This window comes from Rossellomorea marisflavi (assembly GCF_001274775.1).
Classification (GTDB): Bacteria; Bacillota; Bacilli; order Bacillales; family Bacillaceae_B; genus Rossellomorea; species Rossellomorea marisflavi.
In genome coordinates this window covers 317,974-341,530 of the sequence record NZ_LGUE01000001.1, presented here as the reverse complement: position 1 = coordinate 341,530, position 23,557 = coordinate 317,974, and the positions used below count along the sequence as shown (strand labels likewise).

Below are 23,557 nucleotides of genomic sequence, written 5' to 3'. Positions count from 1 at the left end.
CGAATTGTTAATCGCTACAACCATTGTACACCACTTTGACAGGGAGTTAAACGGATTTAACCCATTCTTCTACAAATTGAAGGGCATCATCAAGTTTTGATGCATCTTTTCCGCCTGCCTGGGCCATATCCGGACGTCCGCCGCCGCCTCCGCCGCAGCGTGTAGCGACTTCCTTCACGAGCTTGCCTGCGTGATAGCCTTCTTTGACGAGATCATTCGTCACACCTGCGATGATGTTGACTTTGTCGCCATTGGCAGAAGCAAGGACGATCACACCGGAGGACAGCTTTTGCTTCAGGTCATCCATCATGTTGCGCAGGTCGCCGCCTCCGACTTTTGCCGTCAGGACATTGACTCCATCCACGACTTTCACTTGATCGGTCAGGTTTCCTGCTTCTATGTTGGACAATTTTGCCGCCAATGATTCATTCGCTTTCTGAAGTTCTTTCATTTCCTGCAGAAGGGATTCGACGCGGACCGTCACTTCTTTCGGATTGGTCTTCAGCTTGGAAGCCGCTTCCTTCAAAAGGGAAACCTGGTCATTCAGGACACGGTATGCCCCTTCGCCTGTCACAGCTTCGATCCTTCTCGTGCCTGCTCCGATACCGCCTTCTGACTGGATCTTGAAGAGGCCGATCTCAGAGGTATTGCCTACATGACAGCCACCGCATAGTTCCAGGGAATAGTCGCCGATGGAAACGACGCGCACTTCATCCCCGTATTTCTCACCGAATAGTGCCATGGCACCCATCGCTTTTGCTTCCTGCAGGGTCTTTTGTTCGATGTTGACTTGAAGGGCCTGCCATACTTTTTCGTTGACGATCTGTTCGATCTTTTCCATTTCTTCTTCCGTGATGGAACCGAAGTGGGAGAAGTCAAATCGCAGCCTGTCCGGTTCAACGAGCGACCCTGCCTGATTGACATGTTCCCCGAGTACATCCTTCAATGCTTGATGGAGAAGATGGGTGGCCGTGTGATTCTTTTCGACTTTCTTGCGGGATTCCCTCGAAACGATGGCTTTCACTTCCGTACCCTTGAGAAGGGATCCTTCTTCTACGATACCCGAGTGAAGGTTTTGCCCGTTTGGAGCCTTTTTGACGTCTCTTACAAACACCTTTACCCCATCGGCAAAGAGATAACCCTTATCACCGATCTGCCCGCCGCTTTCAGCATAAAACGGGGTTTCATCCAGGATGAACTGCACTTCTTGCCCCTTGTCGGCCTTTGGCTGACGCTCATCTCCCACGATGACTTCGAGGACGGTAGCCGTTGCTTCAAGATTCGAATAGCCCACAAATTCACTCTTCACCGTCACATCACTGAGAACGCCGCCTTGGACCTGCATGCTGCCCACGTCCTGACGGGCGGAGCGTGCACGTTCGCGCTGCGCTTCCATTTCCGACTCGAAGCCTGCTTGATCAAGGCTCAATCCTTCTTCCTCTGCATACTCTTCTGTGAGCTCAACAGGGAAACCGTACGTGTCATACAATCTGAAAACATCTTTACCTGGGATGACGGTGCTGCCAGCTGCTTTTTGTTCTTTCATCACGTTGGAAAGGATGTGCAATCCTTCGTTCAGCGTTTCATGGAAGCGATCTTCCTCGTTCTTCACCACTTTTTGGATGAACTCGGTCTTTTCCTTCACTTCCGGATAGAAGTCGACCATCACTTCCGCTACGACCGGAACGAGCTCGAACATGAACGGACGATTGATGCCGATCTGCTTCGCGAAGCGCACAGCCCTTCTGAGCAAACGTCTCAGTACATAACCGCGTCCTTCATTGGAAGGAAGGGCCCCGTCCCCGATGGCAAATGCCACTGTCCGGATATGATCGGCAATGACTTTGAATGCTTTGTCGTCTTCTTTGCGCACGCCGTATTTACTGTCCGACATACCTTCTGTAGCCGAAATGATCGGCATGAAGAGGTCGGTATCGAAGTTCGTCGGCACGCCTTGGACCACGCACGCCATACGCTCTAGGCCCATACCGGTATCGATGTTTTTCTTCGGAAGCGGGGTGTACGTCCCGTCAGGATTATGGTTGAACTGCGAGAACACAAGATTCCACACCTCAAGATAACGGTCATTCTCCCCGCCTGGATACAGTTCAGGATCATTTGGGTCCTCCCCGTATTCCGGGCCGCGGTCATAGAAGATCTCCGTGTTCGGTCCGCTTGGTCCTTCCCCGATATCCCAGAAGTTCCCCTCGATTCGGATGATGCGTTCTGCCGGTACTCCGACTTTGGTATGCCAGATATCGAATGCTTCATGATCTTCAGGATGAATCGTTACGGAAAGCTTTTCAGGATCGAATCCGATCCATTCCTCTTTCGTCAGGAATTCCCATGCCCATTCGATGGCTTCCACCTTGAAGTAATCGCCGATGGAGAAGTTCCCGAGCATTTCGAAGAATGTGTGGTGACGGGCCGTTTCCCCCACGTTTTCGATATCATTAGTCCTGATCGATTTTTGTGCGTTCACGATCCTTGGGTTTTCAGGGATCACACGTCCATCAAAATATTTTTTGAGCGTTGCGACTCCACTATTGATCCATAGAAGTGATGGATCCTCATGCGGGACCAGCGAAGCACTCGGCTCCACACCATGGTTCTTTTCCTGGAAGAAATCCAGGAACTTTTGCCGAATTTCGGCTCCTGTCAATGTTTTCATCAATAGTTCCTCCTTTGAATATGTACATAAAAAAGAATACAAAAAAGCCCTCATCCCTGATCAGGGACGAGAGCTAACTCGCGGTACCACCCTGGTTATGGATAAACGTTCTTATCCATCCCTCAATACGCCTTAACGCGGCCATACGGCAGGGTTCTCCTGCACTCCGGATCAGCCTTCCGTCATCCTTCATCCGGGTATCCTTTCAGCCTGGGGGATGCCCTCTCTTCTCAATGGACTATGACGTACTCGTTCCTTCATCATTTTTGAATGTATATGTTGGATTATAAAAATAATCGAAGGGTTTGTCAATGTCCCTTCTTTTCTTTTTGACGGGAATGGATGAAATGCGTCCGGCCGTGCAATATGGCGACCTTGATGATGGCAAGGGCCGGTACTGCCACGATCATGCCGATCACACCTTGGACCTCACCGCCGATGATCAAAGCGCCCATGATGAAGAGGGGGTGCATATGCAGCGTCTTCCCGACGATCAGGGGAGACAGGATATTCCCTTCGAGGAACTGCAGGATCAAGACGATGATCACCACGTAAATCACCATGTGAAGGGATATCGTGCTTGCCACAAGCACTGCCGGAATGGCCCCGATGATCGGTCCGAAATAGGGGATGACATTGGTCACCCCGATGATCAGGCCAAGGATAAGGGGATATTTCATTCCGATGAGCCAAAGTGCCGACGTCGATACACCGAAAATGATCAAACAGACCAGGAGCTGCCCACGGATATAACCGCCTAGGGAAGCATCCACGTCCCTTAGGAAACTTGCGCTGCTTTCTCTCCACTTGCGGGGAGTGAGCCGGATAAAGAACCTTTTGACCTTCACCACATCCTTCAGCAGATAAAAGGATACGAACGGGATGATGGCAATGATTAGAAGGGAATTCATGAACTTCATCAGGATGGCCAGGACGACGGTTGCAAGGCCCGTCACCCATGCTTCCAGCCCATTGATCCGCTTATCGAGCATGGATTGGATGCCTTCCGGCCACGCGGCGGTCTTATATTGGATATAGGTGAGCCCGCGGTTGTATTGATCGGTCAGTACTGGAGCATTTTTAGATAAATCGTCGATTTGGTGGATGATGGCCGGCGTCCCCTTATAAATCCCCCACCCGATGCTTCCAAAAAAGAGCAGGTAAATAAGAAGGATGGCGATCCCACGGTGAATCCCAAGTTCATGAAGTTTCTCCACCACGGGATGGAGCAGATACGCAATGAACGCTCCGATGATAAACGGCAATGCCGCAAAAAAGAATACGTCAAGGACGGGGTGCCATACCGGCTTCAACAGAAAAAGTATATATAAGAGCAATGAAGCGACAAAGGCAATGGTTAATCGGTAAAGCCATTTCGCATAATTGGTAGCCATGAAAGGTCCCTCCCTTTTATGTAGTGTGCCGAAGCAGGGAGGTTTTAGTCATGAGAAAAGGTCCGGCAATTGCCGGACCTTTGAGGTATTTTCTAGAAGAGCTTCTTCACTTGTTTGCGGAATCTCTTCATTTGCTTACGATTCAACATATTGGACCTTTGGGAATAGATGGACGCGGCGATGCCTGCCCCGAACCCAACGATCGATGAAAACGTCCTGTTCATGAAAAACACCTCTCCCTAGCTAAGTTGGCGTTCTTCCTCGTCAAACAGATCATCAAGCGAACTCAGTGAGCCATCTTCCTCCACCTGATGGGTGTGGATGACTCCCTTGGACAGGGATAATTCGATATAGCATCCCCAGCAATAAAACTGATTGATGCCGATTTTCCCTATATCTTTGCTTTGGCAGTTCGGACATTTCACGGCAGGATTCACCTCGTTCTACGGTTTTATCCTTACCATCATGGCCCTGCGAGCAAAAAGTTATACTTGAAAGGCGAAGAATGTTCGAACGCTCCTTCCTAGTTTGAACCGAATGAGACGAATCATGAGCTGAAACCATTTCCAGTCTCACGTCATGAAGTCATACGGTGTGATGCCCTCCATCCCGATCATGGGGTCCACCTTCATCAAGTCGATCGGTGCATCGTCTTCCGGCACACTGTCTTCCATTGTTTGAAGTCTTTCCTTCAGGGTCGTCTTCCTTATGATATCCTCTTCCCGTTCGACGCCCATACGGAACGCATCCTCTTCCCCGCACAGGATGAGGAACTGTTTGCTCCTGGTGATGGCCGTGTATAAAAGGTTTCTCCTCAGCATACGGTAATAGCTTTTCACCACCGGAAGGATGACGATGGGAAACTCACTTCCCTGGGATTTATGGATGGAGCAACAGTAAGCATGGGTGATCTGTCCGAGATCCTGACGGGTATAGGTGACCTCCGTTCCTTCATAAGAAACAATGACCATATCCTGCTTTTCCGTGTTTTCCTTTGCGTAAAAGATGGAAACCACTTCACCGATGTCCCCGTTGAAGACATTGTTCTCGGGCTGGTTGACAAGTTGAAGTACTTTGTCCCCGATCCGGTATTTCACATCCCCGAAGGCGATTTCCTTCCTCGTTCCATCATTCTTATTGAAGATTTCCTGGAGAAGGACGTTCAACCGGTCGATGCCTGCTGGCCCTCTGTACATCGGGGCAAGAACCTGAATATCCTTCGGTGTGAAGCCTTTCTTCTTTGCGTTTTCCACCACTTTCTGAACCACTTCGGTGATCTGATGGGTCCGGCAAGGGAAGAAAGAACGGTCCTTCTGCTGCTTCACAAGGTCATGCGGCAAACGTCCTGCCTTCATTTGATGGGCAAGGTCGATGATGGAAGAGCCTTCTTCCTGGCGGTAGATATCCGTCAATCTCACTGTCGGCACCCGTCCCGATTCCAATAGATCCTTCAGCACCTGTCCCGGTCCGACGGATGGAAGCTGATCTTCATCGCCCACGAAGATCACCTGAATATTTTCAGGCAGGGCCTTGAGGAGCTGATGGGCAAGCCATGTATCCACCATCGATACTTCATCGACAATCAGCAGCTTTCCTTCGATGGCCCTCTCTTCGTCTGTCTGAAAACCTTCTTTTCCATTCCAGCCCAACAAGCGGTGGATGGTCATGGCAGGCAGTCCCGTCGACTCCGTCATCCGTTTGGCGGCCCTTCCCGTCGGGGCAGCAAGAAGCACCGGGAACGGCTCATCTTTGTATTCCTTCGGATCGAGTGAACAGCCATGAAGGTCGGCATACAGTTCGACAATCCCATTGATGACGGTGGTCTTCCCCGTACCAGGCCCTCCCGTCAAGAGGAGCATCGGGCTCATGAGTGCCGTTTCGATGGCTTCACGCTGCGAGGGGGCATACTGCACGCCCAGGCGGTCCTCCAATGCCCCTAAGGAAAGGAGGAATTCCGATTGGGGGAACTGATCCTCATAATCGGTCTGGGCAAGGATCCTCTCGATATTCGTGACAATGCCTTTTTCGGAGAAATAAAGGGAAGGGGTGTAAATCTTCGTCCCCTCACCGGCGACTTTTCCTTCCTCTTCCAGCGCCACGACCTGGGCAGAGATCTCCTCGAATTCGATGCGTGCGGACTGACTCTTTTCCAGCAGGTCCTTCACGCTCACAATGAGTTCTTCCGCCTCAAGGTACACATGACCCTGTTTCACGCACGTCTGCTCCAACGTATACAAACAGCCTGCTTTGATCCTGTCGGGATGACTGCCTGTGATCCCGATCTTCGAACCTAGTTCGTCTGCACGGGTGAAACCGATCCCTTCGATATCTTCCACCAGCTTATAGGGATTGTTGTGGATGATCTCCAGTGCCTGTTCTTTATAGGCCTGGTAGATCTTCATGGAAATCTGCGGTCCGAAACCGAAATCGTTGAGCATGATCATGACGCGCTCAAGTCCCTGATGCTCGGATAATGTATCAAAGATGGTCTTTGCCTTTTCCTTCGGAAGCTTCGGCACCTCGTCGAGGACCGATGGATTCTCAAGGATTTTGGTGATGGCATTTTCACCTACGTGTTCCACGATCTTTTCAGCCGTCTTCGTCCCGATCCCACTGAACAAATCACTTGATAAATAGTGGACGATCCCTTGTTTGGACTGGGGGATCTCCTTCTTGAAATGATCGGCATGAAACTGGGTGCCGAACTTCGGATGATCCTGAAAGCGACCGAAAAAAGAGTAGGTTTCTTCTTCATGAAGCTTCGGGAAATGTCCCGTTACAACGGCTTCTTTATCACTGTAGCCCTCATCATTGGTCTCTTCCACCCTGATGCGCACGACACTGTACATATTGTCTTCATTGTGGAAGATCGTGACAAGATGGCGCCCTTTGACGTACAGTTCTTCATCTCCAAATAATTGTAAAGAGTCTTGCTGGCTCAATTCAGCGAACCCCCCGGTTATTCACTCTCTTCTTTCTTGATCATTTCCACCGTCGCCACACCCATCTGGGCAAGCTCATGGTCTGGTTGAAGCTCGATGGCCTTATGGAAGAAGACAAGCGCTTGATCTGTATTGCTTTCATGGACCAGATTGGCGACGCCGAGGTTGTAATAGGCATCCGCATGTTCCGGATCAAGTGATAGCACATTGTTAAAAACCTCAATCGCCTCCGTATAAGCTTCCACTTTTGCAAGGGAAAGGCCCAATTGGAAGAAGGCTTCAACATCCTGATCATTCAGTTCGACGCTACGCTGGAAATATGGCAGGGCAAGCTTCGGCTGATCGAGCTGTGAGAGGCTCATGCCCAGCATGAAGTGGACGTCCGCATTCTCCATCCCTTTTTTGATGGCACGCTCGAACTGGTCTTTCGCATGATCATACTCCCCTTGATTGAAGTGAAGCGTACCGAGTGAATAGTAAGCTGCCCCAGCTTCAGGGTCGACTTCCATCGCACGCTCGAAAAAGCGCTTCGCTTTTTCCGGATCGCCAACAGACATAAGGACATTCCCGAAGTTGATGTAGCCTACCGGGTCCGTCGGGTTCTCCTCGATAGCTTCAGTGAAGATCTGAACGGCATCTTCCACCTTCCCCTGTTGAAGAAGTTCAATTCCTTTTGCATTTTTATCCATATGAAAACACCTCTTAAAATTCGTCTAGTATGTAACCGATGATGGTAGTAGTATACCACATCGGCCGGGTCATTCTCTTCCCCAACAAAAAATGGACTGATAGAAGAATGGCCTTCTTTTCAGTCCATTATTGTGGTGGGCAAGTCCTTTGTTCTTGGCCAGCTCCGGGGGCTTGGGGCTCGAGGTCATAAGCTGTGAAAGCCATAAAGGCACAGAACTCCTTTCCGGCTTTCCCCTCTTATGCTTGTCGCCCCAGGGCGAGCCCCCTCCGCTTTTCTTTGTCCAGCTCCGGAGGCTTGGGGCTCGAGGTCATAAGCTGTGAAAGCCATAAAGGCACAGAACTCCTTTCCGGCTTTCCCCTCTTATGCTTGTCGCCCCAGATCCAGCCCCCTCCGCTTTTCTTTATCCCACGTATGTGAGTTTTTCCTGGTTGCGGTAGATCGTGTCGATGGTTCCGCCTCCGAGGCATTCATCTCCGTTGTAGAAAACGACGGCCTGTCCCGGTGTGACGGCGCGGATCGGTTCGTCGAACACGACGGATACGGTGCCGTCTTCCTGAGGGATGACCGTCACCGCGTTGTCGTCCTGACGGTAGCGGAATTTCGCTGTGCATGTGAAGGATTCCCGTTTAGGGTCATTCGATGTCCAGTGAACGTCCGTTGCCAGGATCGAATCGGAGTACAGGGCCGGATGCTCGAAGCTTTGTCCCACGTAGAGGACATTGCGCTCAAGGTCTTTACCGATGGCAAACCAAGGGTCGCCGGCGCCACCGATTCCAAGTCCATGCCGCTGTCCGATAGTGTAATACATGAGTCCATCATGTTTACCCATGACTTTTCCGTCCAACGTTTCCATATTACCAGGCTGTGCTGGAAGGTAGTTCCCGAGGAAGTCCTTGAAATTCCGTTCACCGATAAAGCAGATGCCCGTGCTGTCTTTCTTTGTTGCCGTGGCAAGTCCTGCTTCCTTCGCGATTTCGCGAACCTTCTTCTTGTCGATGTTTCCAAGGGGGAACATGACTTTCTCAAGCTGATCCTGCCCGAGCTGATTGAGGAAGTAGGTTTGATCCTTATTGTTGTCTACCCCACGGAGCATCTTGTATTCTCCGTCGCGGTATTCCACCTGTGCGTAATGCCCTGTGGCAAGATAGTCCGCCCCTAGCTTCAGTGCATGATCAAGGAATGCCTTGAACTTGATTTCCTTATTGCACATCACATCCGGGTTCGGTGTACGTCCCGCTTTGTATTCATCAAGGAAATAGGTAAAAACCTTATCCCAGTATTGCTTCTCGAAGTTGACCGCATAATACGGAATTCCGATCTGATTGCAGACGCGGATGACGTCATCATAATCTTCCGTTGCAGTGCAGACGCCATTCTCATCGGTGTCATCCCAGTTTTTCATGAACACGCCGATGACTTCATAGCCCTGCTCTTTCAGTAGGAGCGCCGCGACAGATGAGTCCACCCCACCTGACATTCCGACGACCACCCTTGTGTCTTTCGGTTCTTTTTTCATCTATGCCACCTCCCTTATCTTTCCTTCTTCATGTCGTGAGGCGATGGATGATCTTCACCGCTTCATCTGCGGCCCGCACGATGTCTTCTTCCGTGTTCCCGAGTCCGAAGCTGAAGCGGATGGAGTTACGGATCTTCTCCGAGTCTCCTCCAAACATCGCCACCAAGACATGAGATGGTTCTATTGATCCAGCCGTACAAGCAGATCCGCTTGATACGGCGATTCCTGACATATCGAAATTCACCAGCATGGATTCGACATCCGTGCCGGCAAAGCTCAAGTTTAGCACATGAGGAAGCCCGTGCTCAAGCGATCCGTTTTCCTCATAAGAAATACCGGATTCATCGAGGTTCCCCTTGAGGATCTCTTTAAATCCTGCGTATCGATTGCGCTTCTCTTCCATGGATGAAGAGGCTATTTCAATGGCCTTGGCAAGTCCGGCGATTCCAGGGACATTTTCCGTTCCTGCGCGGCGCTTCCTCTCTTGTTCACCGCCGTGTGCGAGGGGGAGGATGTCCACATCCTTCCTGCAATAGAGGAACCCCACCCCTTTGGGTCCGTTGATCTTATGTCCTGAAACGGAAAGAAGATCGACACCCAGTTCGCCTACATGCAGCTCATGGAGTCCATAGGCTTGCACCGCATCCGTATGGAAGAGGGCCTGGTGGTCCTTCAGGAGATGTCCGATCTCGGAGATGGGCTGGATCGTCCCCACTTCGTTATTCCCGAACATGATGGTGACTAGGATCGTGTCTTCACGCAGGACGGCCTTCACGGCATCCACACTGATCCTTCCTGTCTCATCAACGGGTAGATAGGTCACCTCAAACCCCTGTTGTTCAAGATGCTGACATGTATGGAGAACGGCGTGATGCTCGATTTCAGTGGTGATGATATGGTTCCCGAGCTCCCGATTCTTCATGGCAGCGCCGATGATGGCCATATTGTCGGCCTCCGTACCGCCACTAGTGAAGATGATCTCATTATGGTCTGCGTGAATCGATGCTGCAGCAATGGAACGGGAGCGGTCCACGATGGAGCGTGCTTCCCTGCCGAATGAATGGATGCTCGACGGATTACCGAACGTTCCCTGCATGACCGTCATCATCTCCTCGATCACCTCAGGGTGAACGGGGGATGTTGCCGCATGATCCAAGTAGATTCTATTCATTCACTTACCTCCTAGATGTAAAACATGTATGCATCGGATTCTCCGTCATCTGTATGACTGGCGAGATCCTCGATCGTTGTATTATCAAGCACGTCCTTCACGGCATCACGGATGCGGATCCATAGCTCGCGCTTAGCAGGCTCCTCATCCTCGATCCCTTCCACTGGGCTGATCGGCCCCTCGAGGATCCGGATGATATCACCAGCGGTAATATCCTTAGGTTCGTGGCCGAGGACATATCCCCCATAAGCCCCCCTGATGCTCCTGACCAACCCGCCGTTCCTAAGCGGGGCAACCAGTTGTTCAAGATAGTGTTCTGATAAATCATGCTGTTGCGCGATTGTCTTGAGGGATGTCGGTCCCTCACCGTGGCGTTTGGCCAGTTCGATCATGATCGTCAAGCCGTACCGGCCCTTCGTGGATATCTTCATTTCAAGCACCTCTGCTATATAGGGTAATTACATGAACTGTATGGTTTCATTCGCTCCTGCCATTATAGCATATTCCATGTCCCACTGTGAAAGGTGGCACATGCGCAGGTTATTTCCATAAAGGGTACCCCTGTGATAAAGTAAAAGGTATCAGAACGCCAGTTTGGAGAGATATACCATGTCGATAAAACCACTCGCTTTCAAAATGAGGCCGCGGACCATCGATGAGATCCTCGGTCAGCAGCATCTTGTCGGAGAAGGAAAGATCATCGATCGGATGGTCAAGGCGAAACAGCTATCATCGATGATTCTGTATGGACCGCCCGGAATCGGGAAAACGTCGATCGCCAGTGCCATTGCAGGGAGTACCCAGTACCGGTTCAAAACGTTGAATGCAGTCACCAATAATAAGAAGGACATCCAGATCGTAGTGGAGGAAGCCAAAATGTCAGGCAAGGTCATCCTCCTCCTCGATGAGGTCCATCGCCTTGATAAAGGAAAACAAGACTTTCTCCTTCCTTATCTAGAAAATGGGATGATCACCATGATCGGCGCCACCACGAGCAACCCTTATCACGCCATCAACCCTGCCATCAGGAGCCGGTGTCAGATATTCGAGCTGAAGCCACTATCCCCTGATGAAATGAAGCAGGCCATCCACCGGGCCATCAAAGATGAAGAGCGCGGTCTCGGTACGTACAAGCTCGATGTCAGCGAGGAAGCGGTCGAGCATTTTGCCAGCAGCAGTTTCGGTGATGTCAGGAGCTCCCTGAACGCATTGGAGCTTGCCGTGCTCTCCACCTCCCCTGATGCAGAGGGAGTCATTCATATCACCCTTTCCATCGCAGAGGAGTGCTTGCAGAAGAAAAGTTTCTCCCATGATAAGGACGGGGACGCCCATTATGATGTGATCAGCGCCTTTCAGAAATCGATCAGGGGAAGCGATGCCAATGCCGCCCTCCACTATCTCGGAAGACTGGTGGAAGCAGGAGACCTGCCGAGCATCGCCAGAAGACTGTTGGTCATCGCCTATGAAGATATCGGTCTTGCCAGTCCCCAGGCAGGGCCTCGCACCCTTGCCGCCGTGGAGACGGCTGAGAAGATCGGATTCCCGGAAGCGCGGATCCCCCTGGCTAATGCCGTCATCGAGCTTTGCTTGTCCCCAAAATCCAACTCTGCGATCTCGGCCATCGATTCGGCCCTGTCCGATATCAGGAAGGGGAAAAGCGGTGAAGTACCACCTCATCTCAAGGACGCCCACTACCAGGGCGCTGCAGAACTTGGCAGAGGGATCGAGTACAAGTACCCCCACGATCATGAATCGGGCTGGGTCAAACAGGACTATCTGCCTGACAGGATCAAGAACGCCAAATACTATCAACCAAAGAAAACGGGCAAATTCGAGCAGGCCATCGGCCAGGTTTATGAAAATATCAATAAGCACAAGTAGTGACAGGTTAAGCCCGGGGCAAAGCGCCCCGGGCTTTTTTCATGCTGTCTCTTCCCTTTCCGCTCTCACCCATGACCCAAAACTACATACCCTGATACTAACCAGGAGGTGATCTACCTTGATACATCTGAATGAAGGAATGCCCATGGACCCGAAAAGCCTCCCAGACGAACAGCGCGCCATCTATGAAGCATTGAACAACTCCCCCATGGATTATGATTTCCCGTCAAAAGACCAATTGAAATTTGAAATCACTATGAGAACCCACATACTCCAGAACGCCAGAAAAATCGATGAAGGCGATTCGGAATTCTCCGCTTTCGCCGACTCCCGCTTCAATCCGGCGTTTTGGATAAAGACCCCATATGGATATGAGCTCAGACGCGGCCGACTTCCCTCCGATGCCATCCGGGACGTCTTCACCAACAGCGCCCTCTACAGCTTCGAGTGCGTGACCACGATCGTTCTGATCTACTATAAGAGCATCCTTGACTCCATCGAACCATCCATATTCAATGACCTCTATTCCCATTTGTTCATCTGGGGCTCCAATTACAATGAAAACCTATGGATGGAAACATACCGCGGCGTCGATCGCATTCCAGGAGACGTGTATTACTTCTACAACCCAGACTACGCCGACCCCATCTGGATGGGAGAAAACTCCGTTTATATGGCAGACGATCTTTACTTCGGTCACGGAATCGGCATGGTTTCGCACAAAAAGATGATCGAAGCATTGGACACCCTGAGAATCGAAGGAGCAAAAAAATCCGCCTACCTCCTCAACCAGGTGACCCGGTTGAACTCGGCAAGGTTCTACCCCTACAGGCGATAAAAAAAAGCAAAGGGATAGACAATCCCTTTGCCAAACTCCCAACAGCCGTCATAAATCGTGCCACTAATCCACCTACCCTACGATTGTAGCCAGGATACGAGCACCAACTAAATTTCCACTGGGTACGCAATCAAAGGGAACGCTCATTTCAAAAAGCAACCAATCTACGGCCACTCACCACTCACCAAGCACAGAGTGCATTGAAGCGGAGGGCGCTCGACTCCAGTGGAATAAGAGGCTGGGCAAGACCCCGCAGGCACGAGGAGGCTTGACCACCTCCCCGCAGGAAAGCAAGCGCCTGCAGCGGAAAGGAACGAACCATTCAAAAAGCAGAAAGACGCTACAAAAAAAAAGGATACCGAAACCGGCATCCTTTTTTGAATCTGCTTATGAAGCCACATCACGCTTCGTAAAGAAGACGAAGGCGAGCACTTGGAAAATCACAAAGTATACGAGGATCATCGTGATGGAGAAGCCCATCGTCATCCCTTTCACTACCGGCTGTTGGAACCCTGTGTACTGAGTGAGATCCGTATTGGCGAACAAACTGAATTTCGCCCAGTCGAATTTCATAGCAATCAACGTAGTAAGATTCGATCCCATAAATAACAGGAACACAGAGATCCCAATTGCAAGAGAGCTGCTTCTGAACACAGCCGATATCATGAAGGCCATTGTTGCCATCATGGCGACATCGATCGTTTTCAATAGATAGGTCTTGATGAGGTACCATACCATGTTTTGTTCCACGACGGCTCCATCAACGTACGCAAGATGCGCCGATTCCCCGATCCCACCGAAGAGGATGAGACCCAGGAGGAATGAAACCACAAACAGGACGACAAGCTGGCTCAATCCATACAATAAGACCGTGATATATTTCGAGATCAGTATTTTACTTCTTGAAATCGGACGGATCAATAGGAGTTTGATGGTACCCCATGTAAACTCACTCGCCACGATCCCGGCAGAGACGATGATGGTGAACAATCCGACAAACATCACCAGGTAGGCATTGTCTTGTACATATGACCACACGTTTGACTTTTCATAAGGTTTCAGATCATTTTCAAGACGGTACTCATTGATAGCGATATTCTTTTCCGTTTCTTCTTTTATATAGCCGGGCATGTTGCTCTCTTTGAGGGATTCCTTATCAGCAGCGATCTGAGTCTGGACCTCTTTCTTCCACTCATCCGATACCTTCGTTTGGCTATCCAGATATTTGCTTGTTGCTCCCGTGATCCCGATGATGGCCACGAGGAGGCCCAGCATGACGTAAGTACCGACACGCTTGAAAATCTTCATCCATTCATTTCTGATCAAATTAAACATTGACTGTCTCTCCTTTATCGTTGGTGATTTCCAGGAATCGGTCTTCGAGGGTTTTCGAAATCGGCATGACTCCGAAAATGTCCAGTCCATCTTCCACCAGTGTTTTAATCAGTGCTGGAATCCGTTCTTTTTCAATAGCCAGCTGTACCTGATTGTCTTTCACTTCGAATTGGATTGCAGGATCGAACGTCTTGATCGAGGCTTTGATCAGGGATGCATCAGCGACATCGATCTGGTAGATTTGTTCGGTTCCACCGACGAAGGCGCGAATATCCTGGACGTCTACCAGTTTTCCAGATTGCAGGATGGCGATGCGATCACACATCATTTCCATTTCAGAAAGAAGATGGGATGAAACGATGACGGCCATTCCCTCCTCAGCCGCTAGCTTGCGGATATACGCACGGATTTCACGGATTCCTGCAGGATCGAGTCCGTTGGTTGGCTCATCCAAGATAAGGAGCTTCGGCTTATGGAGCAGACATTGAGCGATGCCGAGGCGCTGGCGCATCCCGAGTGAATAGGTTTTGACTTTGTCCTTGATCCGGCTCGTCAAGCCGACGAGTTCCACTACTTCCTTGATCCGCTCCTCTGTGATGCCTTTATGCATGCGGGCAAAGTGCTTCAGATTTTGATAGCCTGAGAGGAACTTATAGAGCTCGGGATTTTCCACGATGGCTCCGACATCACTGATGGCATCAGCGAAGTCCTTCTGGATGCTCTTACCTGAGATAAGGACATCCCCTTCTGTGATTTTCATCAGTCCGACGATCATCCGGATCGTCGTGGTCTTTCCGGCACCGTTCGGCCCGAGGAATCCGAAGACCTCCCCTTCATTCACCTCGAATGATAGTGAATCGATGATTTTCTTGCCTTTGATGACTTTCGTGACATTTTGCAATTGAGCAATCGTCTTCATTCCAGTTCCATCCCTTCTATTTGAGTCGTGCGTTTCAACCATTGTAGGACCGACAGTCCTTGTTCTTCCCTTAATTGTTCAACGTTGCAGTGACCTTTCACTTCTCCATTATGGATGATGTAGGCTTCATCGAGTATGGCCTCGATTTCATCGATTTCGTGAGTGGCGATGAGGACCGTCTGCTCTCCCCAGTCGATATAGGAGAGAAGTCCTTTAACAATGGTGTCCCTCACCATCGGATCTAGACCTGAGAAAGGCTCGTCGAGTAGGATGACTCTAGCCTGCCTTGATAGTGTGAGGACAAGCTTCAGCCTTCCACGCGTCCCTTTGGAAAGGTGCTTGATCTTTTTCGACCCATCCAGCTGCATGAACGAGACAAGCTCTTCAGCCCGTTCCATATCGAAGTCGCTGAACTGTGAGTTGTAAAATTTGAGCATCCCTTTCACGGTAAATGTCTCATAGAACATATCAAGCTCCGTCAGGTAGGCCACTTCTTCTGCCACCTTCCGATTGATCGGTTCATCATCGAGCATCACCTTGCCTGCACTGGGGAGTACAAGGCCGGCGATCATTTTCAGCGTCGTGGATTTCCCGCTCCCATTCGGTCCGAGGAGTCCGTAGATCTTCCCTTTCTCAAATTGGAAGGAGGTGTTCCGAAGAGCAAGTCCGCTGCCATATTTCTTCGTGACATTCTCAAATCGGATCACGATCATTCTCCTCCCCGTACCGTTTGATGCTTTCAATCATTTCTTCTTTACTGAGGCCGAGCTCCTTCATATTTTTAATGAAGATTTCGATTACTTCCCGCTGCACTCTTTGATTTAATACAGATAGCACGTCATCTTCCTCCGTCACAAACGTTCCCTGTCCTCGTTTCGTTTCCACAATGGTCATCCTTTCCAACTCACTGTATGTCCGCTGTATGGTGTTCGGGTTCACCCCGGCTTGTAAAGCCATCTCTCTGACTGAGGGAAGCTTATCGCCAGGGTGTCGTTCCCTCCTGACGATTTCACGGATGATCCGATCGGCGATTTGCAGGTATATGGGTTTGGACGCTGAGTATTCTTCTACCATGATCTACACCTCAATCCTGCGATCTAATAGTCTGCATGAAATGATGAATAATATGAGCCACATGACCCCTTCCCAGATGAATGGGAGAAGCGGCAGGGGAATGATATCGATATTGAATCCACTGTCTTCCCCTCCTGAGCCGATGGTGAAAAAGAAACTCGCGGGAAGGTCGACTACCCATGTGTTGTTAACGAAGTTTTCCACAGGTTTCAGACTGGTAACGAATGTTGTCACCGACGTGTACAAGATCCATAATCCGGCGAGGATGAGCCAGCGAATGTTCTTGATCGCCGGGAATTTCCCCATGGAGTGGTAGACCGTCCAGAAAAAGATCAGCCATCCCGACATGTTTAGGCCGAGCAAGAGAACACCGATATTGAAATACACACCTTCCTTGACCGGCCAGTATCCGATTTCAGGTAGCCTGCTGAAGCTGATGAATCCAAGAAGGTCTACGAGTAGCAAGGAAATGATCAAGTAAACAAGTGCGACGAGTAGTTTTGAAGACAGCAGTGTAAATCCGCTGAGCGGGGTATGCAACCAAAGCTGTGTCTTCCCTTCCAGCCGGAGCATGGAGTAGACGATGACCGGCAGAAAAGCAAAGTGGAAGACGCCGAGCATGATGGCGAATCCGACAGGGATCCCTTTCTCATCGAAGTATCCCCCTGCGCCGAGCCCAAGGGAATAAACGACGATGATAATCGCCAACCACCCTATGAACCACACCTTGGATGTATGGAAATCCTTCCAAAGAAGGCCTCTGAATGCGTTCATTTTTTCACTCCTTTCTGTTTGTGTTCCAGTGTACTAGTTAGATAATACACTAAGACACAAATAGCAGTCAATAGGGTTTTTGCCTAATTTTTGTATGTACTCCAAAGGAATGTTAAAACTGCACGCAAAAAGGCCCGTGCCTCAAGGGAGGCACGGGCCTTTCTCATTCTTATTTATCTTTGACACGTCTGATTTCAATTTCTTTTAAGAGCTGATTGATGACATGGCTGGCAGCGATGAGACCGGCAACTGATGGAACGAATGCATTCGATGAAGGCGGAAGCTGTGCCTTTCGGATTTTGGCATCATCCTTCCCGACTTCCTTCCGTACTTCTTCTCGGATGACGATCGGACTCTCGTCGGAGAAGACGACCGTGACCCCTTTTTTGATCCCTTCTTTTTTCAGACGGGTGCGGATGACCTTGGCGATGGGATCCGTATGGGTTTTGGAGATATCCGCAATCTGGAAGCGGGTCGGGTCATTCTTGTTCGCGGCACCCATGGATGCGATAAGCGGAATGTCACGATTCAGGCACTCTTTCATCAGATGGATCTTGTAGGAAATCGTATCGGATGCATCCACTACGAAGTCCAGCCCGTAATGGAAGAACTCTTCATACGTTTCTTCGGTGTAGAACATCTTAAGGGCGATGACTTCACAGTCTGGATTGATGTCCTTGATCCTGTCCCGCATCAAGTCTACCTTCGGCTGACCGACGGTGGAAAGCAGGGCATGCACCTGACGATTCACATTTGTGATATCCACGTCATCCTTATCAACAAGGACAAGGCGGCCTACTCCGGAACGGGCGAGGGCTTCGGCTGCGAACGAACCGACGCCGCCGATCCCGAGAACGGCCACTGTACTATTCTTGAGGGTCTGAAGACCTTCCTTCCCGATCGCTAACTCATTACGTGAGAACTGGTGAAGCAATATGATCAACTCCATTGTAAGTATTCAACTAGGTTTATTCTGAATTAGAATAAAGGATTGAGCACTGAAAATCAATATATTGCGTTCATTCTCCATGGAGTTTTACCTTTTCAAGAGTTCAATTCCTGCGAGTGCTGAAGCTTGGAAGCTTTTCGCTTCCCAAGGATCAGCATCAATGCGATCAAGCTTGCCAGGAGGATGATGATGGTATACGGGTTCCCGGTCAGTCCGGCAATGACAAAACCGATGAGTGCGATGCTTGCATTCAATGCTACGTAAGGGAATTGAGTTTTCACGTGATCGATATGATCCGCCCCGGCACCTGTTGACGACAATAGCGTCGTGTCTGAGATCGGAGAACTATGATCTCCGAAGATCCCCCCGGAAAGAACCGCTCCGATGCACACAAGAAGCTCGGCATCAAGTAAGATTGCCATGGGGATGGCGATCGGCAGCATGATGGCATATGTACCCCAGGAAGAACCGGAAGCAAGGGACATCCCTGCCCCTACAAGGAAGAGGATCGCCGGGATGATGAAGGCGGGGATATTCCCCTTCACCAGTTCAACGATGTAAGACGCTGTCCCCATTTCGCTGATCACCTTGCTGAGCGACCAGGCAAGCACAAGCGTCACGGCGACATACACCATCTTTTGCATGCCACCTGTATAGATTTCGAAGATTTCATTGAATGTCTTCAATTTGTACGTAATCATCAGGATGATCAGAGAGATGGCCGCAAATAGATAGGCGGTACTGAGCGCCACCCTGAAAGCACTGCCTTCCACGGGTTTGAACGGGAAACCCTTTGACGCCAGGATGCCGAAGAGCGTAATGAATAGGATCAAAAGTGGAAGCCAGATCAAGACCGGTTTACTCGGCTTCAATCCGCCATCCTCCGGTTTCCTCAGAGGCTTTGATGTTTTCCAGTAGAGCTCACCCTTGTTTGCCCTTTCCTCAGCCGACTTCATCGGTCCGAAGTCAAGCTTCAAGATGGCGACCAATGGCACCATGGAGACGGCAAGGAGAGCATAAAATTGAAACGGTATCACATGGATCAGCGTGCTGAATTCAGACGTGGTGATATCGAGATGATCAAACTCCTTCTTGATCAGTCCCATGATGTAGACACCCCATCCGATAAAAGGAATCAGGACCGCCACCGGCGAGGAGGTGGAGTCAATGATCCATGCTAGCTTCTCACGGGAGACTTTCACTTTATCAAATATCTTCTCAAAAACAGGGCCTACGATCAAAGGGGTGCCGAGATCGGAGAAGAAGATGATGATGCCGCCGATCCAGGCTGATACTTGGGCTTTCGCCTTTGAGTTGATCAAGTTGGTGGCACTATTGGCCAGGGCCGCTCCTCCTCCAGATTTCTCCATGAGGGCGACGAATCCCCCGATGAAAAAGAGCAGTACCAGCACAGCGGCATTATAGCTGTCTGCCACCTGCGGGAACATGAATTCCCCGATGGTTTGCATTGTGGCCTCAAGGGGCCTTCCGCCCACAAGCATGAGGACACCGACATATACGCCGGAGAATAAAGAAATAATGACATTTTTCGTGATGACCGCCAGCAGCACGGCGATGATCGGCGGCAGTAGGGATAACCAGCCCATATGTTCCATGTTGACCACTCCTAAGATGTAAAGTTAGCAAAGATTACCTTTTAAAAGTATAGGGCTTGTCGACAGTTTCCGCAATGGTTTTTCTGATATTTATTCATTTTCATGTATTTTTAGTCAAATAAATCTTTACGAAGCAACTCTTGTAAATATAAAAAAGAGCCGAATCTCGAAAGATTCGGCTCTTGTGCATTACGTATCCATTTGTTTAACGAGTCCCAATCGTGCCGTCGCTGCGTTTCCTTTGTTTTGAACCCGCTCTCGGCAGGTGGGTGCTTTATTCCACTACTTGTTAGTCCTCTTGAAGCGAGGCATGAACGCCTAGCGAAAAGTCAAGCTCCCAAGGTTTGAAGTGTTCGGTCAAAACTGATAGGTTAAAACGTCGGACACATCAGGACTCGTCTGTTATTGACATCATCATAGCATAGGAGCGGCCGTTTTTGCAATTCACAACCGCTGGAGAATTTCCGACATCATTCAACATCCAGTGATAGGGACAGTTCTTTCAGTTGGGCTTCGCTTACGCCTCCAGGTGCATCGGTGAGGACACAGCTTGCACTGGCCGTTTTCGGGAATGCAATGGTATCGCGCAGGTTCGAGCGACCTGCAAGGAGCATCACCAAACGGTCAAGACCAAGGGCGATCCCGCCGTGTGGAGGGGTACCGTACTCGAATGCTTCCAGAAGGAATCCGAACTGCTCATTCGCCTCTTCTTTAGAGAAGCCAAGGACGCTGAACATTTTTTCCTGGATGTCACGCTCATAGATCCTGAGTGATCCACCGCCAAGCTCATATCCGTTCAATACCAGGTCATAGGCCTGTGCCCTTACTTCACCCGGGTTGGTCTCAAGAAGCTCTAGATCTTCCCTCACCGGCATGGTGAAAGGATGGTGTGCTGCATAGTAGCGATTATCTCCTTCATCGAACTCAAGAAGCGGCCAGTCCGTCACCCATAGGAAGTTGAACACGGACTCATCAATCAGGCCGAGCTCTTTACCGAGCTTGAGGCGAAGGGCCCCAAGGGCATCGGCCACGACGGATTTTTTGTCGGCGACGAATAGGAGAAGGTCCCCTGTTTCTGCTTCTGAAGCAGCAGACAGGCTGGATGCATCCTCATCCGATACGAACTTGGAAATCGGGCCTTTAAGACCTTCTTCCTCTACCTTCAGCCATGCAAGCCCTTTTGCTCCATAGCGGGATACGAATTCTGTGAGGCCATCGATATCTTTCCTTGAGTAGTTGGAAGCGGCCCCTTTCACATTGATCAATTTCACTTGACCACCGCCAGCTACAGCACCCGAGAACACCTTGAATCCAGAATCCTTCACGATTTCGGATACATCGATCAGTTCCATGGCAAAGCGGGTATCAGGCTTATCCGATCCATAGCGGCTCATGGCTTCATCATACGTCATGCGCGGGAACACCGATTCGATATCCAGGCCTTTCACGTCCTTCATGAGCTTCGCCATCATTTCTTCGACCAACAGGATGATTTCTTCCTGTTCCATGAAGCTCATTTCCATATCGATCTGTGTGAATTCAGGCTGACGGTCTGCACGCAGATCCTCATCACGGAAGCAGCGGGCAATTTGGTAATAACGGTCGAATCCGGACACCATCAGAAGCTGTTTGAAAATCTGCGGCGATTGAGGAAGGGCGTAGAATTCTCCAGGATGAACCCGGCTCGGTACAAGATAGTCACGTGCTCCTTCAGGCGTGCTCTTCGTCAGGATCGGAGTTTCGACATCAAGGAATCCATTCTCATTCAGGAAGCTGCGGAATGACGTGGTGACATTATGGCGCATCCTGAACGTGTCGGCCATGGCCGGGCGGCGGAGATCCACATAGCGGTATTTCAAGCGCACGTCTTCTGATACTTCCATTTGATCGTCGATCATGAATGGTGGGGTCTTCGCTTCATTGATGATCTGTACATCTTCTGCATGAATTTCAATTTTTCCGGTTTTCAGGTTCGGGTTGACCGTTCCTTCTCCCCTTGCAACGACCGATCCCGTTACGGAAATGACATACTCGTTGCGGATTCTTTCCGCCAGTTCGAGTGCTTCCTGTGAAAGATCGGGATTGAATACGACCTGAACGATCCCTTCACGGTCGCGGAGGTCGATGAAGATCAGACCCCCAAGGTCACGTCGTTTTTGCACCCATCCTTTGATGGTAATCGTTTCACCGATGAATGATTCCGTTACGTTTCCACAATAGGTTGTTCGTTTTGGCATTTTTTTCTCCTCCTGGCGATTATGTTAGACAAGCTTGCTCTTGATGTGGTCAACGAATGAGTCAATGGCGACTTCCTCTTGCTCCCCTGTTGCCATATCCTTCACGTTCACTTTGTTTTCCTGAAGTTCATTTTCACCGATCACAGCTACGTATTTGGCCTGATGACGGTCAGCGCTCTTGAACTGGGCCTTCACTTTGCGGTCAAGATAATCTTTCTCGGATGAGATCCCGGCTTCCCTCAGCTGATGAAGGAGTTTTACGCCATATGCTTTGGCCTCTTCCCCCATGGCAACGATATAGCAATCGACGCCTTGATGGATCGGGAGCGCCACTTTCTCGGCTTCAAGGGCCGCGATGAGCCTTTCGATGCTGAATGCAAATCCGATACCCGGTGTTTCGGGTCCGCCGATTTCCTGGACGAGTCCGTTGTAGCGACCGCCTCCGCAGAGGGTGGTGATGGCACCGAAGCCTTCTGCCTCACTCATGATTTCAAATGCTGTATGGTTATAGTAGTCCAGGCCGCGAACAAGGGTCGGGTCTACGACGAACTCTACGTCCATGCTGGTGAGATACGATTGCACCTTTTCAAAATAGGCGTTGGATTCTTCATTCAGGTAGTCGAGGATGGACGGAGCCGTAGCCATCAATTCGTGGTCGCGGTCCTTCTTACAGTCCAGGATCCTCAGTGGATTCTTCTCTAGTCGATTCTGACAATCGGAGCAAAACTCGCCGATCCTAGGCTTGAAGTGATTGATAAGCGCTTCACGATGCGCTTGCCGGCTGCCTCCATCACCGAGGCTGTTGATGACAAGTTTCAACTTGCGGAGTCCAAGCTTTTTGTAAATGCCCATGGCGAGCGAGAGGACCTCTGCGTCGATGGCCGGGTCTTCACTCCCAAGTGCTTCCACGCCGAACTGCACGAACTGGCGGTAGCGGCCAGCCTGTGGACGCTCGTAGCGGAACATCGGTCCGGTATAGAACAGTTTGGTCGGCTGATTCGCATTTCCGAACAGCTTGTTTCCTACGAATGAACGTACGACGGATGCCGTACCTTCAGGGCGGAGTGCAAGGCTCCTTCCTCCGCGGTCTTCAAACATGTACATTTCCTTTTGTACAATATCGGTCGTGTCACCGACACCGCGCGTGAAAAGTTCACTCGATTCGAAGATCGGTGTACGGATTTCATTGTATTGATAAGCGCGACAAAGGTCGGTCGCCACCTTTTCGATATATTGCCACTTCTCTACTTCTCCGGGCAGAATGTCCTGTGTTCCTCTTGGTATTTGAATAGACAAGGGGATTCCTCCTTTTCATAAAGCCTTGATATGTATGGCCCCGTAAATCGAGGCAATAAAAAAAGCCCTCGATCCCTTGTAATAAATACAAGGGACGAGAGCTGTTATTCCCGTGGTGCCACCCTAATTGGAGTCCATTAGACTCCCACTTCACCAGTTAACGCCTGGTACGTCCGTCCCCTACTCTGGTTTCAGGGCGGAGCCTCCCGAGTGTTCATTCACTGATGTACCTTGCAGAAATGCTTGCAGCCCA

General features: G+C 50.2%; 20 protein-coding genes, 1 other RNA gene and 1 other annotated feature (1 of these 22 cut by a window edge). Of the genes, 2 read left to right on the top strand and 19 right to left on the bottom strand.

Annotation, left to right across the window (positions count from 1 at the left end; translation table 11 throughout):
- Positions 1-46: 46 nt before the first annotated feature.
- The 9 genes from alaS to cymR form a co-directional block, all read right to left on the bottom strand.
- The gene (gene alaS / locus AF331_RS01655) at positions 47-2,671 is read right to left on the bottom strand and encodes an alanine--tRNA ligase (protein WP_053426485.1); all 2,625 of its coding nucleotides are present in this window, start codon (positions 2,669-2,671) and stop codon (positions 47-49) included.
- 308 nt (positions 2,672-2,979) lie between these two features.
- Entirely contained in the window at positions 2,980-4,065 is a 1,086-nt protein-coding gene (locus AF331_RS01650) for an AI-2E family transporter (RefSeq protein WP_053426484.1), read from the bottom strand.
- A gap of 92 nt (positions 4,066-4,157) precedes the next feature.
- Positions 4,158-4,289 (bottom strand): YrzQ family protein, encoded by a 132-nt coding sequence (locus AF331_RS21665; RefSeq protein ID WP_079516445.1) that lies wholly within the window; start codon positions 4,287-4,289, stop codon positions 4,158-4,160.
- A gap of 15 nt (positions 4,290-4,304) precedes the next feature.
- Entirely contained in the window at positions 4,305-4,490 is a 186-nt protein-coding gene (locus AF331_RS01645) for a hypothetical protein (RefSeq protein WP_048006190.1), read from the bottom strand.
- Positions 4,491-4,637: 147 nt separating this feature from the next.
- Positions 4,638-7,007, bottom strand: coding sequence for an SF1B family DNA helicase RecD2 (gene recD2 / locus AF331_RS01640; protein WP_053426483.1), 2,370 nt, complete (start codon positions 7,005-7,007; stop codon positions 4,638-4,640).
- Positions 7,008-7,024: 17 nt separating this feature from the next.
- Entirely contained in the window at positions 7,025-7,696 is a 672-nt protein-coding gene (locus AF331_RS01635; protein ID WP_053426482.1) for a tetratricopeptide repeat protein, read from the bottom strand.
- A gap of 402 nt (positions 7,697-8,098) precedes the next feature.
- On the bottom strand, positions 8,099-9,214 hold the full coding sequence (mnmA, locus tag AF331_RS01630; protein WP_053426481.1) for a tRNA 2-thiouridine(34) synthase MnmA: 1,116 nt from the start codon (positions 9,212-9,214) through the stop codon (positions 8,099-8,101).
- Between the two features lie 28 nt (positions 9,215-9,242).
- The gene (locus AF331_RS01625) at positions 9,243-10,385 is read right to left on the bottom strand and encodes a cysteine desulfurase family protein (RefSeq protein ID WP_053426480.1); all 1,143 of its coding nucleotides are present in this window, start codon (positions 10,383-10,385) and stop codon (positions 9,243-9,245) included.
- 11 nt (positions 10,386-10,396) lie between these two features.
- Positions 10,397-10,816, bottom strand: coding sequence for a cysteine metabolism transcriptional regulator CymR (cymR, locus tag AF331_RS01620; RefSeq protein WP_048006195.1), 420 nt, complete (start codon positions 10,814-10,816; stop codon positions 10,397-10,399).
- A gap of 178 nt (positions 10,817-10,994) precedes the next feature.
- Between cymR and AF331_RS01615 the strand changes: the two genes are divergently transcribed.
- Both AF331_RS01615 and AF331_RS01610 read left to right on the top strand, forming a co-directional pair.
- Positions 10,995-12,266 carry a replication-associated recombination protein A gene (locus AF331_RS01615; protein ID WP_053426479.1) on the top strand — a complete coding sequence of 424 codons (1,272 nt, stop codon included), beginning with the start codon at positions 10,995-10,997 and terminating at the stop codon, positions 12,264-12,266.
- 118 nt (positions 12,267-12,384) lie between these two features.
- Positions 12,385-13,104 (top strand): protein-glutamine gamma-glutamyltransferase, encoded by a 720-nt coding sequence (locus tag AF331_RS01610; protein ID WP_235576301.1) that lies wholly within the window; start codon positions 12,385-12,387, stop codon positions 13,102-13,104.
- A 387-nt stretch (positions 13,105-13,491) separates the two neighbouring features.
- On the opposite strand, the gene AF331_RS01605 is transcribed toward AF331_RS01610, so the two are convergent.
- The 10 genes from AF331_RS01605 to hisS all read right to left on the bottom strand — a co-directional run bounded on the left by AF331_RS01605 (position 13,492) and on the right by hisS (position 23,304).
- The gene (locus AF331_RS01605) at positions 13,492-14,439 is read right to left on the bottom strand and encodes an ABC transporter permease (protein WP_053426478.1); all 948 of its coding nucleotides are present in this window, start codon (positions 14,437-14,439) and stop codon (positions 13,492-13,494) included.
- Complete coding sequence (locus AF331_RS01600; RefSeq protein WP_053426477.1) at positions 14,432-15,358, bottom strand: ABC transporter ATP-binding protein; 927 nt, start codon at positions 15,356-15,358, stop codon at positions 14,432-14,434. Before AF331_RS01600 ends, AF331_RS01605 begins: the two co-directional genes overlap by 8 nt.
- Positions 15,355-16,071 carry an ABC transporter ATP-binding protein gene (locus tag AF331_RS01595; RefSeq protein ID WP_152915518.1) on the bottom strand — a complete coding sequence of 239 codons (717 nt, stop codon included), beginning with the start codon at positions 16,069-16,071 and terminating at the stop codon, positions 15,355-15,357. Before AF331_RS01595 ends, AF331_RS01600 begins: the two co-directional genes overlap by 4 nt.
- Positions 16,052-16,432 carry a GntR family transcriptional regulator gene (locus tag AF331_RS01590; RefSeq protein WP_053426476.1) on the bottom strand — a complete coding sequence of 127 codons (381 nt, stop codon included), beginning with the start codon at positions 16,430-16,432 and terminating at the stop codon, positions 16,052-16,054. The genes AF331_RS01595 and AF331_RS01590 overlap by 20 nt, the downstream gene beginning before the upstream one ends.
- Positions 16,433-16,435: 3 nt before the next feature.
- The gene (locus tag AF331_RS01585; RefSeq protein WP_053426475.1) at positions 16,436-17,206 is read right to left on the bottom strand and encodes a hypothetical protein; all 771 of its coding nucleotides are present in this window, start codon (positions 17,204-17,206) and stop codon (positions 16,436-16,438) included.
- 169 nt (positions 17,207-17,375) lie between these two features.
- Positions 17,376-18,140 (bottom strand): tRNA threonylcarbamoyladenosine dehydratase, encoded by a 765-nt coding sequence (locus AF331_RS01580; protein ID WP_053426474.1) that lies wholly within the window; start codon positions 18,138-18,140, stop codon positions 17,376-17,378.
- Between the two features lie 110 nt (positions 18,141-18,250).
- On the bottom strand, positions 18,251-19,771 hold the full coding sequence (locus AF331_RS01575; RefSeq protein WP_053426473.1) for a Na+/H+ antiporter NhaC family protein: 1,521 nt from the start codon (positions 19,769-19,771) through the stop codon (positions 18,251-18,253).
- A 208-nt stretch (positions 19,772-19,979) separates the two neighbouring features.
- A non-coding RNA gene (gene ssrS / locus AF331_RS21660) (6S RNA) lies at positions 19,980-20,169 on the bottom strand.
- A gap of 72 nt (positions 20,170-20,241) precedes the next feature.
- Entirely contained in the window at positions 20,242-22,008 is a 1,767-nt protein-coding gene (gene aspS / locus AF331_RS01570; RefSeq protein ID WP_053426472.1) for an aspartate--tRNA ligase, read from the bottom strand.
- A 24-nt stretch (positions 22,009-22,032) separates the two neighbouring features.
- On the bottom strand, positions 22,033-23,304 hold the full coding sequence (hisS, locus tag AF331_RS01565; protein ID WP_053426471.1) for a histidine--tRNA ligase: 1,272 nt from the start codon (positions 23,302-23,304) through the stop codon (positions 22,033-22,035).
- Positions 23,305-23,391: 87 nt separating this feature from the next.
- Positions 23,392-23,557: a binding site (T-box leader), on the bottom strand (it continues 58 nt past the right edge of the window).

Coding starts and splice junctions, on each gene's coding strand:
- aspS (WP_053426472.1), bottom strand. CDS start 22,008: ATGCCAAAACGAACAACCTATTGTGGAAACGTAACGGAATCATTCATC.
- cymR (WP_048006195.1), bottom strand. CDS start 10,816: ATGAAGATATCCACGAAGGGCCGGTACGGCTTGACGATCATGATCGAA.
- AF331_RS21665 (WP_079516445.1), bottom strand. CDS start 4,289: ATGAACAGGACGTTTTCATCGATCGTTGGGTTCGGGGCAGGCATCGCC.
- AF331_RS01575 (WP_053426473.1), bottom strand. CDS start 19,771: ATGGAACATATGGGCTGGTTATCCCTACTGCCGCCGATCATCGCCGTG.
- AF331_RS01595 (WP_152915518.1), bottom strand. CDS start 16,071: ATGATCGTGATCCGATTTGAGAATGTCACGAAGAAATATGGCAGCGGA.
- AF331_RS01605 (WP_053426478.1), bottom strand. CDS start 14,439: ATGTTTAATTTGATCAGAAATGAATGGATGAAGATTTTCAAGCGTGTC.
- AF331_RS01590 (WP_053426476.1), bottom strand. CDS start 16,432: ATGGTAGAAGAATACTCAGCGTCCAAACCCATATACCTGCAAATCGCC.
- alaS (WP_053426485.1), bottom strand. CDS start 2,671: ATGAAAACATTGACAGGAGCCGAAATTCGGCAAAAGTTCCTGGATTTC.
- AF331_RS01635 (WP_053426482.1), bottom strand. CDS start 7,696: ATGGATAAAAATGCAAAAGGAATTGAACTTCTTCAACAGGGGAAGGTG.
- mnmA (WP_053426481.1), bottom strand. CDS start 9,214: ATGAAAAAAGAACCGAAAGACACAAGGGTGGTCGTCGGAATGTCAGGT.
- AF331_RS01625 (WP_053426480.1), bottom strand. CDS start 10,385: ATGAATAGAATCTACTTGGATCATGCGGCAACATCCCCCGTTCACCCT.
- AF331_RS01585 (WP_053426475.1), bottom strand. CDS start 17,206: ATGAACGCATTCAGAGGCCTTCTTTGGAAGGATTTCCATACATCCAAG.
- AF331_RS01615 (WP_053426479.1), top strand. CDS start 10,995: ATGTCGATAAAACCACTCGCTTTCAAAATGAGGCCGCGGACCATCGAT.
- AF331_RS01600 (WP_053426477.1), bottom strand. CDS start 15,358: ATGAAGACGATTGCTCAATTGCAAAATGTCACGAAAGTCATCAAAGGC.
- AF331_RS01650 (WP_053426484.1), bottom strand. CDS start 4,065: ATGGCTACCAATTATGCGAAATGGCTTTACCGATTAACCATTGCCTTT.